Origin of the sequence: Gimesia algae (assembly GCF_007746795.1) — a bacterium.
Taxonomy (GTDB): Bacteria; Planctomycetota; Planctomycetia; order Planctomycetales; family Planctomycetaceae; genus Gimesia; species Gimesia algae.
In genome coordinates this window covers 1,927,382-1,939,388 of the sequence record NZ_CP036343.1, presented here as the reverse complement: position 1 = coordinate 1,939,388, position 12,007 = coordinate 1,927,382, and the positions used below count along the sequence as shown (strand labels likewise).

Annotated in this window: 6 protein-coding genes and 2 pseudogenes; 6 read left to right on the top strand and 2 right to left on the bottom strand. The window is 52.1% G+C overall.

The features are described from left to right. Nucleotides 1-695: 695 nt before the first annotated feature. A pseudogene (locus tag Pan161_RS07255) lies at nucleotides 696-887 on the top strand (hypothetical protein); the annotation flags it as partial. Between the two features lie 112 nt (nucleotides 888-999). Here Pan161_RS07255 and istB read toward each other — a convergent pair. Both istB and istA read right to left on the bottom strand, forming a co-directional pair. Next, nucleotides 1,000-1,710, bottom strand: coding sequence for an IS21-like element helper ATPase IstB (gene istB / locus Pan161_RS07250; protein WP_145223927.1), 711 nt, complete (start codon nucleotides 1,708-1,710; stop codon nucleotides 1,000-1,002). Continuing rightward, nucleotides 1,628-3,331 (bottom strand): IS21 family transposase, encoded by a 1,704-nt coding sequence (gene istA, locus Pan161_RS07245; RefSeq protein ID WP_145223926.1) that lies wholly within the window; start codon nucleotides 3,329-3,331, stop codon nucleotides 1,628-1,630. Before istA ends, istB begins: the two co-directional genes overlap by 83 nt. 123 nt (nucleotides 3,332-3,454) lie before the next feature. Between istA and Pan161_RS30925 the strand changes: the two genes are divergently transcribed. The 5 genes and pseudogenes from Pan161_RS30925 (at nucleotide 3,455) to Pan161_RS07220 (ending at nucleotide 12,004) form a co-directional block, all read left to right on the top strand. Next, nucleotides 3,455-4,513: a polymorphic toxin-type HINT domain-containing protein gene (locus Pan161_RS30925; protein WP_232103763.1), complete on the top strand. Its 1,059-nt coding sequence runs from the start codon at nucleotides 3,455-3,457 to the stop codon at nucleotides 4,511-4,513. 10 nt (nucleotides 4,514-4,523) lie between these two features. Beyond that, complete coding sequence (locus Pan161_RS07235; protein WP_197995747.1) at nucleotides 4,524-5,438, top strand: Imm26 family immunity protein; 915 nt, start codon at nucleotides 4,524-4,526, stop codon at nucleotides 5,436-5,438. 206 nt (nucleotides 5,439-5,644) lie between these two features. Next, nucleotides 5,645-5,764: pseudogene (locus Pan161_RS30920) on the top strand (IS3-like element ISBlma5 family transposase); the annotation flags it as partial. Between the two features lie 250 nt (nucleotides 5,765-6,014). Then, nucleotides 6,015-6,935 (top strand): DUF4132 domain-containing protein, encoded by a 921-nt coding sequence (locus Pan161_RS07225; protein ID WP_145225436.1) that lies wholly within the window; start codon nucleotides 6,015-6,017, stop codon nucleotides 6,933-6,935. Continuing rightward, nucleotides 6,932-12,004 (top strand): hypothetical protein, encoded by a 5,073-nt coding sequence (locus tag Pan161_RS07220; RefSeq protein ID WP_145225433.1) that lies wholly within the window; start codon nucleotides 6,932-6,934, stop codon nucleotides 12,002-12,004. Before Pan161_RS07225 ends, Pan161_RS07220 begins: the two co-directional genes overlap by 4 nt. Nucleotides 12,005-12,007: the final 3 nt, after the last annotated feature.

The following is a 12,007-nucleotide window of genomic DNA, read 5'->3' as shown; positions in this document are numbered from 1 at the left end:
CAATTACGGAATTGGAATCATTGTTACAGGGGACTAAGTGGTTCGAGCGTCTCTGTGAGCCTTTGGCGAACGATAGTGTCGTGCAGATTCGGAGCTTGGAGCCTTGGGCAAACATTCCCACTGGGGATGACCGTCTCGAACAAATCGCCGATCAAATGGACTGGTTGCCGAGTTCGAGAGACCAAGACGACCCAGTTCATGGTAGATCAATGGAGGATCGCTCTGAACAACTTGGTATGAAGACGGAATACTCTCGCCAAAGCCTCGACATCTACAAGAAAGCCTTGGCTTCACTGCGAGGTTTCGACGGAAATTCTGCGTTGCAGGTAGGTCCGCACAATTTCACTGAAGCCGCTTGTGGGGCAGCCGTCTTTGCGGCCCGACGAGCAGCGTATGAAATCCTTCTAGATGACTGTGGCTTCTGGTGTTCAATCATGAATCTGTATCACCAAGGCCATTGGCCCTGCGGTATCTTGCCTGACAAAACGGTGGTGGTTCTATGACCATGGTCAATTCTTCGGCTTCTGCATCACGATCTTCGCAGGCTGTGCTGGTTTGAAGGGTTGCAGCTTGGCCGGTTGAGCAGGCTTCCACGGCTTGAACACCGGCATGTTTGATGTCTGACAAATTCAATACCAGTTTAATTGCAGATTAAACTCTGCTGGACAATTTATTATGTTATTGTAATCGAATTCATGTCTGACCTCACTCGAAAACTAGCTATCTTCAGCTGCCTGCTGTTCACCGGTTTCTGCTTCTGGAAAGCGGGAGCGGGGTTGATTGGTGGTGCGGATACTGAGATTCTGCCCTCGGCGCAGGCGGCGATAAGTCCTTCCTTCTCACCGCCGCGGGTGGTGACGACGCCGATTCAGCAGATGCGACCGGGTGGAGATTGGCGTGTAAAGCGGACCCACTTTGGCGCGGAAATGGGACCCACCTGGGGTTGGGTTAACCACGTGGGGTAACGTGGTGGTCAGTATGCCAAAGTGTGGAAGCGACTCAGGCTTTTTTGCGAGGTGGCTTCTTTTGTTTCATCGACTCTTTGAACCGATAGCTTTCACCATTCATCTCAAATATTTCACAATGGTGCGTTAATCGATCCAAAAGTGCTGCCGTCATCCGTTCGCCCTGAAAGATCTGGCCCCAGTCGCTGAAGGCGAGGTTGCTGGTGATCAGCAGACTTCGTCTTTCATAACGATCAGCAAACACCTGGAACAGTAGTTCCGCACCAGCACGGCTGAAAGACAGATAACCCAGCTCGTCGACAATCAGCAGATCGAGCTTGTCGAGCCTGTTCAGGAGACGCTCCAGACTGTATTGCTGTTGCGCGGTTTCCAGTTGATTGACGAGTGCCGCAGCGGTGAAGAATTTCGTTCGGATTCCTTCACGACAGGCGGCCAGGCCCAGTGCAATCGCCAGATGGGTTTTGCCCGTTCCCGGCTGACCAAGCAGACAGAGATTGGTATGTTGCCGGACCCATTCACCACGGGCCAGCTCCAACACCTTCTGTTTGTTGACTGATTTCATGGCCGCGAAGTCGTAATCTTCCAGCCCTTTTTCCACTGGGAACTGAGCCTGTTTGATCCGGCTGGTCAGCGCATTCGTGGACCGTGCCGCCACTTCCAGTTCAGTCAACTGCAGCAGATATTGCTCGAACGTCTGATTTGAGTTGGCCGCTTCGTGGGCCAACTTCTCGAACTCCGCATTCATGGCCGGTAACCTTAACTGCTTGAGATTGCTCTGCAGCAGTAGATTCGGATCGTTTTTCTTCTGTATTGTTTGTGGGGGCACGATGATCTCCTTGTGTTGACGTAGAAAGAAACAAATCAAAATGGTTCAGGCTCGGACAGGGAACCTGTACCGACAAGACCTCCGGACGACTCAATTCTTCTTTGCTCAGAGTTGCCGGAGAGAAATCAGGCTGATTGCGGGCATGCGCGGTACTGCGTTTGACCCGGCGAATGATCCGGTCGGCATCCGCTCCTTCGGGGCCACGCAACTGTTCGATGGTTTTCTGGACGCGCTGGACTGGATGTGCGGACAATAGCTGTAGCACTCGTACATATTGTTTTGCTCCCGCACATAAGCCATGCCGGTTTTCCAGCCGTTCGCGAAGTTCGTCAAACACCGGCGGTAGCTTCCACTGACGGTAGACGTTGGAATGATCTAACGCAGCCGGTCGCCGCCCCAAAGCTGCGAGGTAATGCAACGGGTTAAGAATCTGACACCCTTTCTCATAGCTTCTTTGATGGGTTGCCACCACAGTTCCCTTAAAGACCATTTCCACACGGTCAACGTAACCTTTGACGCTCACCGTCTGAAACGCACACTGTCGCGGCACGCTGTAATCCACGTTCTCAAACCGGGCGAACTGATACTTGTTGACCTTTACTTCCCGGCGGATGCACGGATCAAAGCGGTGCCTGGGCAACCCGGCGGCGTTTTGTTTGTCCTGTTCCAATCGTGTGCCGATGGTTTCTGTCTTACCACTACTGAGACGCTGCTGTTCCTGGAGGCAGCATTGCCGAAGATAGTTGTTGAGTTCCTCGAAATCTTCCATCTTGGGAACCGGAGTCGACCATTTCCGCTGCAACGTCTTCACGCGATTCTCAACGACCGGTTTTTCGTTCCCGCTGGCCGGCAGGCAGAACAGTGGTTCAAAGACATAATGACTTGCCAGGGCTGCATAACGTTGGTTGATTTTGCGACTCCGCCCGCTGAGCACCGCGTCGGCTACCGTTTTCGGGTTGTCCCACCAGACTTCTTTGGGAACGCGATCAAAATACTCGAACGCCTGCACCATGCCTTCCAGAATCGCTTCGGTCCGTTCCGTCGGTAGAGCGATCACAAAGGGGGCGTTGGAATACGACCAGACCAGAATCAACACTGAAACCCGTCGTCGTCCGTCGGGAAAATCGACATAAATCTTGCCGAAGTCGGCTTCCAGCCGTTGGCCCGGTTGGTGATCAAGCGGGATGAATGTTTCACGTTTATTGGTTCGGTGCTTCCGCACGAATCGACAAACTGCATCGTAACCGCCGAGATAGCCGTGCTCGTCCCGCAGTCGCTCAAAGATTCGTTGTGCTGTGTGCCGCTGTTTGGGTGGTTGCGATTCATCATCGGCGAGAATCTGTCGGATGGTCTCATGGAAGGGGCCCAGTCGGGGAGCCGCCTGAGTCTGGCGCTGCGAATATTGTTGCGGTTGCCCTGCACCGTGTAATACTTCGCGGATCTTTCGCCGTGAATGATGAAATGTCCGAGCGATTTCCCGGATGCTCATCCCGTCGCGATGAGCACGCCGTATACGTCCGTAATCGTCCACCGTAAGCATCCTTCACCCCGAAACTGAAGGTCAAAAGCCTCCAGTATCAGGAACTTGCTACGATGGGTCCATTTTACGCGCCAATAACTCCCCCAAAGTGGGTCCGCTTTGCACGCCAATCTCCAACCGGGCATGCGGATTGTCGGTCGGAATCCGCTTCGCATTCAAACAGAACCGACAATCGATCCGACGCCGGAAGGGTGGCGGCTGGTTTCGGTGCGCATGCTGAAAGAAGATGGGACTTACTTCGAAGCCGAACTGCTGCGGCCCTTAAGCTGGATTTATCGCCACCGCGCACAGCCGGGAGCGGTTATCATGCTCAACATGCCGGAACTGCATGTGGTGGGGGCGGCGGAAGTGCTCTCGATATCAGACTGTTCGCCCATCGATCCGGGTGACGGCCCGGTGGTCATCTCCACATTTAAAAACGTTTCGCACAACGTCCTGAATCTTTATGTGGAAGGGGAAACCGAGCCGATCGGCGTGACCGCCGGACATCCGATCTGGAGCGAAGACCGCCAGGCGTTTGTGCATACGGACCAGTTACAGCCCGGCGAACGTTTGCGTTCTGCGGTGGGTAAGACAGTCCGCATCACCTCCATCGAAATCCGCGCCGGACCGGAACCGGTTTACAACCTGGAAATTGCCGGCGAACACGTCTACAGCGTCACCGGCTCCGGCCTGCTGGTCCATAATGCAGGCCCCTGTGACCTCGTCCCTCGCGGGCATTACGATTCGGGCTATATCGGCATCGTCAATGGTTCCGCTGATGAGTTCTCAGACACGCTCCGCGCCACCTTTGGAACGTATGACGTGCTGCCAAGCAGTCGGCTTGTCTCTCAGGCTGATACAGTTGGTGGGGTAGGTTTAAGGGCCCCAGAGGGAATCGTCTACAAGCGAACTGACTTGAATGGAAAACTAAAACCGTATGGCGGGCAAGCGAAGAGCCAGCAACGCTTCATTAAACGCCAAGCGGAGCATGCTCGGAAACATCCAGACTCTGACTTTGACTTTGAGATCGTTGACCGAGCCCAGCCGGGTGAGGCTTTGGACGCTGCGGAGCATAATTTCATTCAAGAGTTGACTGATGGCGTGAAGGCACGAAAGTCACGGCTTGTATCCAACAATAAGGATCCGGTTGGCTCGGCTCGAAGACCCCGCCTTGGGCTGTCTGAACCGAGAGATTACTAGGAGATTATTCGTGGCTGAATCGTGGAACAAGGGCGACGTATTTCTATTGCCGATCGATAGCACACGGGTTGGGCTTGGGCAGATAGTTGATGTGCTGCAATCGGAGCTCTACGTGGTAATCTATGCAAACATATGGAATGCAAGCTCCCCGCCTTGTCCTCAGGATGCCGTTGGCCAAGAAGTGCTGTTTGCGTCATTAACTCTGGACGCCAAGCTACATCACGGTGATTGGACAGTCATTGGCAACGTCACCAATAATCTTGCCAACATCAAGCTCCCATTATCGAAGGTGAGAATCTCGGGCGAGATGCATATTGAGAGCCACGACGGCAGTTGGTCTCGCTGCGCAACCGCAGAAGAAGCTGAGCAACTGAGATTTCGCAAGACAGTAGCTCCAGTCCGATTAGAAAAGGCATTGAAGGCCCACTACGGTGTACTAGAACCGCATCCAGCGTATGATGATCTCCGCTACGATCTTGTCGTTGATTTAGCGAGGTTAGGTGGCGATGACTGCCGACTTCGGATTTTAGGAGCATTGGGAATGGAAGAATTGCTTCGTCAGTTGTTGAATCGATTGGAACAGGTCGGTAGCAATCACGAAGAGTTGTACGACACGGAATGTAGGGAACGCATGGGCAACGCCGTGATGGATGGCTTTGTGCGAAACAAGGGTGACTTCGTTTTGGCTGACGATTTCGGACTATACGCAACAGAAGCCAATCTCGCTGTCAAAGAAGCTCTTGCTGAGTACATCACCAAGGCAAACTCGCAGGCAGCAGAATCTAGCATCACCGATTTTCATGAACGGCTTGCTGCGTTCCAAAACTCCGATGTGGAATCCGATGGAGAGGGTAGTTTCTACGATGACTTCTGCGGTCATTCGGCTCCCGATGCATTCGATTCCACAGGGAATGTGATCGAGTGATCTTGAGCAACGCCTATTTGCAACACGCCTGGCATTTGACCTTCCCCCCGTTTCTTGATCCATGCGGAATGCGAGAGAATTTGTTATCTTGTATTCAAGAAAAGGATCAGATCTATGAAACGAAAACGCTACACTGGTCTGCTTTTCAAAAACTGGTCCAATTGTTATGAAGGTTCTTAGCGTCCTTTTGACGAGGAGAACTTTTGATGAACAAGCGAAGAAAACGTCACAACCCCGAGCAGATTGTCCGCAAGCTGCGTGATGCGGATGCGATGCTGAATGCCGGTAAAGACCTGGCTTCCGTGCTGCAGACCCTGGAGGTCAGTACGCCTGACGGCAGCGGCTTGGGCTTCTTGCTCACGCTTTTGTTGACGGTGGAATTCTCTGGCAATGGGGTTGAGCGGCTATCAACTTTTCAGGACTTCAAAACGGCAAAACAATTTAAGATTCTATGAATATGGAAATATCGGATTTCAGGTAAAAGAGGTGAGTTGCTCTACAGATGTAAATATGGTCATAATGTTCTCTATTCACATCGAATAAGATCAAATCCTCTCTCACTTGGAGTCGACAGGTATGGCGGCTGCGGAATCGAGCCTCAAAAATAAAGCGATCGAAGACATCTCCTGGCTGGATGCAGAAAAAGAATATGCATTAGGAGTACACCAGGGAAAACTGGTTTGTCGCAATCCGAAAGGGAAAAAATTAAGCGCCGTGCCCAAGTGGCTCAAAGAAACGGAACTGGCCGAGCAGTTGTTGGCGCTGTGCGAGTGGCTGGCCGATCATGAAATGGAATGCCAACACCGTATCGAAACCTGGATGCTGCGATCACTGCCGGTACCCCGCGATGCGGTAGAAGCAGTCTGGGCTGACCCTGTCTGGTCCGACGCATTACGCAATATGGTCGTGACACCGCTGGATGCTAAAGGTAAGGCGAATACTGAGCAGACCGGGCTGCTGCGAGATGTGGTGGCGAAAAAGGGAATAGGCGTTGTCGACCGCGATGGCGAAACCCAATGGATCAAAGCTGCCCAGATTTTGATTCCGCATCCAATCCTGATTGATGGTCTGGAAGATTTACGTGAAATCGCCGTCGATCTCAAATTTTCACAGGCGATCAATCAACTGTTCCGCACCGTCTTTTCTGCGACCGCAGCACAACAGGATCTAACACGCATCACGGATTTTCAGGGGGGGCGATTCGCGCAACTCAATTTTGTGACGTCCCTTTGTAAACGCCTGGGAAATCCGGTGAGAGGTGGTTATGCCTGCAACAAAATCTGGGAGAACTCCATCCCGCTGGAAGCGCGGTTCTGGGTGGGAGACGAATATCCCGAGTCGGAAACATCTACTGGAGAATTGATTTTCGTGAACGAGGAACAGGTTCCGCAGAAGATAGAGGATGTGGGACCGGTGACCTTCAGCGAAGGGATGCTGATGGCTTCACAAATTTACGCCAAGCGTCAGGTTGAGAAAGAAGAAATTGACAACTCATGAGTACAACAACCATTAAATTAGCCGCTGGGGGACTTCTGCCGATAAAAACCAAGGCAGATGCGGTGACCACAGAATCGATTGTTGCGCGCAGCTATCAGCATCCGGCACTCAATGGTCGACCTGTCATCCGACTGGCGTCTGAGCGACTGGGTGAAGCGGAAGATCTGGCGATGGAATTTCTGGGCTTTGAACCACCGGAGATTTCTCAGGCAGTGGGAGTGCAGCAGCGAGGGAGCCTGGGATTCGCGGCCTGGGCATTGATTAATGATCCGGAGAATGCCCGGTTTGCGCTGGACCTGGTCAAACAGATGAAGGGGACGGCTCGCAGGGCAAAATCCAAACCGGGACATGCCTGGGATGCGTATGTGGAAATTGCCCGGGAACTGGGGCGTTCTGCCCGACATTTTCTACCGCCTTACTGGGAAGAGGTAGGGAGAACCTATAAAGATCTCGGTAATCAGACCTATGCCGCGCGGTCTTTAAATAAGTCTCTGGAAGCAGAACGCGTGCATGCTCTTGAATCAGATCGGGAGCGCCGCCGCGATGTCGTTTTAGAGTTTGTACTTTCCGGCTGCCTGGCGGGAAAAGCGTTGTCTGAATATTCGCAGGATCTCTCAGACCAGTACCCTGCAGAAGAGGCCTTTCAGATCTTTCGGGATTTATGTGTGCGACGAACGCGTGGCGGAATGGCGCCGTGGGCGAATCTGCCGAAAGATTTTATCAAGCTGGCGAAAGCCGCTGATTTGGATGTCGATACGGAACTGGAGCAGTGGCTGGAAGAGATTGTGGAAGCCCCCGCGATGGGCCGGGCTTCGATGCAGTTCTGGAAGTCCTGCAGTAAGTATTGTCAGCGGATCGTAGCGCGGAAACCTGCATTTGCCATTGCACTTTTGCAGCAGACCAAGCCGGAAGCCGATCGCTATTATGAAAGTAAAACGGATGTCTGGCTGGAACTGCTGGAACAATGGGGGGTACTTGAATTTCTCTGGGAAGATCAATATCAGGGGGCACCACCACTGGGCGAGCCAATCGCGATCTGGCTGGGGCGGCTGATTGGGGAACAGGTACCCGCATCGAATCAAATCCTGGAGATGTTCAGAAAACTGATACCTCGTTTAAAGCAGGAACAGACTCCTTTACCTTTGCAGGTAAGCGGCCGCTATCGGGGTCGCAGTAATGATGTGGACCTGCTCGAAGCGGCTCTGGCGAATGGGATTCCCGTCGCAGATCCTGTGGGAGGTTGTTCCATTTCCTTTCTGGGCTGGCTTGAAATCGATAATGCACACGAATTTCGAAATCAGGATATTGTGTATGCCGGTCAAGATGAGCGGTTTCGCGCTGTCATTCTGAACGATCTGGATTCTGCTCTCATACCACGCCCGGGGGAGCGGGTGCTGGGGGGATATCGAATCACCGCCGAACACCAGTTCTTTCCCCAGGCAGCCGGCGACCGCCCGGGAATTCTGGGATTGTGGCGCGAACACACGTCAGAAATGATTGATCAGTTGGAACAGAGTGGACTGGCCAGCTTTATCGATATCAGCGTCCGGCTGCAAAAGACCCTGTGGCCGGACACGTTAAGACTGTTTCCCGATCTGTCCAAACGTCTTACCGATTTTGATCCGACAGAAGTCATGCAAAAGACTCTGCAGGCAGGAGTGATTGATGAGTATGGTCTGCCTGCTTTGGAACAGGTGATCGAAGAAAATCAACTCAAACTGGAACTCAATTCGTATCGGGTCCATTGTTGCTCGTTGACTTTTCCTGCCATCGTTTTGAATGACAGCACTCATGCTTATGTGATCTCAGGTGACGGGAGAATCAAAAAGCACGAACTGCGAATTCCTGCCAACTGCCACGTTCAAGGAATAGAGGTGGTTGGCGAAGATCTGGCGGTTGGCTACCGGGATACATCCTGGTCAGATTATTTTTACTGGTCGAGCAACCCCGAAAAAATATACTCGATCAACTTTTCACTTGGTAATCCCCGAGAACATCTTTCGGTTCAGATGCCGGATGGTGGTGCGTTTCGGGGAAATCGAACCATCCATGCGGGAGACAAGCAGCCTCCGATGGGAATGCGGTTTTTCCACGATGGTGATCGGTTCTGGCGGTTCACGCAGGAGTTCGATTATGAAACGAGTGAATACCGGTCGAAGTTGCTGGAAGTCAATCCGGAGACAGGTGCTGAAATTCGCGCGAGTCTGCCGGCCTGGTTTGAAACAGAGAATAAGGAAAAGACAGAGTACCTGTTCTCGGAGTTGCTGCCCGCTCCTGTGGGAACTGAGCACACGCCTTTGGGCACGCAGGGTGGTATGCTGGGCTGGAAAGCAGTCCAACGCAGTGATGGTACTTATTACGGAGAAGGGATTGATGGCCGTCGCTGGGATCAGCCTTTGATCGATGGTCATAACGGCACTCAGGCTCCTATTGGATTATTAACACAGCCGGGAGGTGACGCGTTTCTACCTGTGTCTGCGCAGGGTGACACTCGCGGTGGAGTCTGTTGTGTGTGGGATCCGACAGGCACAACAGTGGTTGCGCGCCTGCAGCCCTTTGATTTTGGGTTTGCCGCCGGTCAGAGTGTGCTGCTGCCGATCACGTTCTGGCATTTGATGCAGCCTCGACATTTGGCTTCTTCGCGTAAATTACGTCAAACCAGTCTGGATCAGTGTAAAAAACTCCTGCAGGCGGTCAATCTGGATCTGGATCAAATTAAAAAAGAGCGGAAACAGAAAAATAAAAAAGAAATCCAAGTTGAAGAACTCCAGTTTCCACAGCTGCATTCTGAGTTAACAAAATGGCTGCCTGAGGCACCGGAACGGTTATTGACCGGAGTGGCAGGCAACATTGCCCAGGCTGCGATGAATATCAAAGCCTTTCAAGATAATCTGACAGACCTGATTGAGAGTTCAGAAAAGGAAGATTTCGGCTCAACTGCTAAAGAGGATCAGGCGATTGAAGCGGCTGGTATTTCCTGGAATCTGCCTCGCACTAATTATTATGGTCTCCACCAGGAGGGGGCTTCGCTGAAAAAGCATTTAAGTGCCGTGGCCGCATTTCTGAAGGGAGAGTCGACGGGAAGCGATCTCCCCGGTTGTCCAGTGATCTGGTTTACCTTATTAAATGACTTAGCTTTACAAAGTTGGCGCGCCTACTGGCGGGCGGCTGCCTCAAATCTGGAATCAAAAGAGAATGTTGAGATTCTCTGGATTGAATTTCTTGAATTCTGGAATGAGCTGAATCTGGCCGCGCTGCCGGGCAAATTCAGTATCATGCAAGGTTGTCCTGCCAAAGCAAAGCTGAAACAGTATGGCGGTTATGATGTTGACGTCGAGGGGGGCGCGTCCTACACACTGGAAAAGGGGAAAGACCAGTTTATCGTCCTGGAATGTTCACGCTATAACGAAATGCCTTATGAAATTCTGCGTTACTCGACAGCCAGGACTCCCGGCAAACCTCCTGGAATGAAAGTGGAGAATATCCGTGACTTGAAACCGGATCTCGGTTTCGAAGAAACAGCTGAATTCACCCAAGCCGCACGAAAACAAGAAGGGCTCGCGTTGCCTTCCAGTTCGGAATTAAAAACGATTGCCGAGCGACTGGGGGTGACACCTGCGGAAATTGCTTTGATCTGGCTGGCAGGCTTGAAGATGGACGCGTATGCGAATAATTTCATGCCTTCCGAGATCCGCAAAGCTTTGGGATTGAAAGTCACGGAAGTCAGCGCTGCCAGACAGTCATTGCAAAACATGAACCAGGATCTGTTCAACCAGCTTTGCCGGTCCCTGGTCGCCCGTAACGCTGCCGCGCCCTTTGCGGAAGATCATACAGAAGCTTTTGATTCGCTGATCGAGACCTGGGAATCCAGTATGCCCCGGCGTTTACCCCTGGATGCCGGGCTGCAGAAACGGCTTTCCGCTCTGGCAAAAGCGTCGACATGGCAGCGTGTCAGCCACGAGCAACTGCTCAGTCTGGCTGCTGATCCCGGGAGAGATCCATTGCTGCAGCTACTGGAAATGCGTATCGAATATACGGAAGACGGGAATGTTCCAGACCTGGATGTCTTCGCAAAGAAACGGCAGATCACGATCACACCTGATATGCTCAAATCGATTACTCAGCTGGTGGGTCTGGTGCATTACTTCACACCAACGGGTCATGCAGCACGCGGCATGATGCCTCCCTTGATCAAGCAGGTTCACAAGTTATTAAACAGTTCTAAAACGTTGATCCCGTTACGCGTTATTTATCTGCACAATCATGACGAGAAGAGAAAAATACCGACTCCCCAGGAGTGGCTGAATCAGAATCTGGGAAAAGGAAAAAAAGATAAAAAACATCCAATTTACAGATATGATGATGAATTGATTTCTGCCGCGTCCTGTGATGCGATTCATCAGGTGCTGACTGCCTTTCACCCTCCTGCGCTCAGCAGCCCTGCTGAGATGAACCGACTGCTCGCAATCGAAAACCAGATAATACAGGATGAATATTATTCAGGCCTGCAGTACAGTCTGCAGACTGTGGTCCTCTTACTGAGCCCGGGCTTTAAAAAATTGGAAAAATCAATTCTTGCTTCCGGATATGAAGCGGACCAGTGGCTGCAGAATCCACTGTTGACGGCTCCTGATGTTGTGGCAGAGATTCAGAAGAAATATAAGATTTCAGAAGACGCCGCCGTTTTGTATGCTCAACTGCTGGCACTCCCCGATCCTTCGACGGCGAATCTGCGGACCTGGAATGGCTGGAAGCTGGCCCAGATTAAAAAGGCAGCAACGGAACTGATCGACAAGGAACTCGTACTGGAAGCCAAACGGGCTCGAGCAGGGCGAAACATCTTCCTGCCCGGTGAATGGACCGAATTGAAAGCACCCTTGCTGCCTCTGGAAACCTGGAAAATCGAGCAACTGGTTGAACCGGCTCTGAAGCATCCGGTACTATTTCCTGTTGGTGGCCCGCTGGTATTGCGTCCTTTCGACGAACTGTTTACCGCCGCCTGGGAACGGGTTAAAGCAGGTGATGCACCGCGTTATCAAGAAGTCAAACGGAAACGCAGTAGAAAGTAAGCG

Coding starts and splice junctions, on each gene's coding strand:
- istB (WP_145223927.1), bottom strand. CDS start 1,710: ATGAATGCGGAGTTCGAGAAGTTGGCCCACGAAGCGGCCAACTCAAAT.
- istA (WP_145223926.1), bottom strand. CDS start 3,331: ATGCTTACGGTGGACGATTACGGACGTATACGGCGTGCTCATCGCGAC.
- Pan161_RS30925 (WP_232103763.1), top strand. CDS start 3,455: ATGCGGATTGTCGGTCGGAATCCGCTTCGCATTCAAACAGAACCGACA.
- Pan161_RS07225 (WP_145225436.1), top strand. CDS start 6,015: ATGGCGGCTGCGGAATCGAGCCTCAAAAATAAAGCGATCGAAGACATC.
- Pan161_RS07220 (WP_145225433.1), top strand. CDS start 6,932: ATGAGTACAACAACCATTAAATTAGCCGCTGGGGGACTTCTGCCGATA.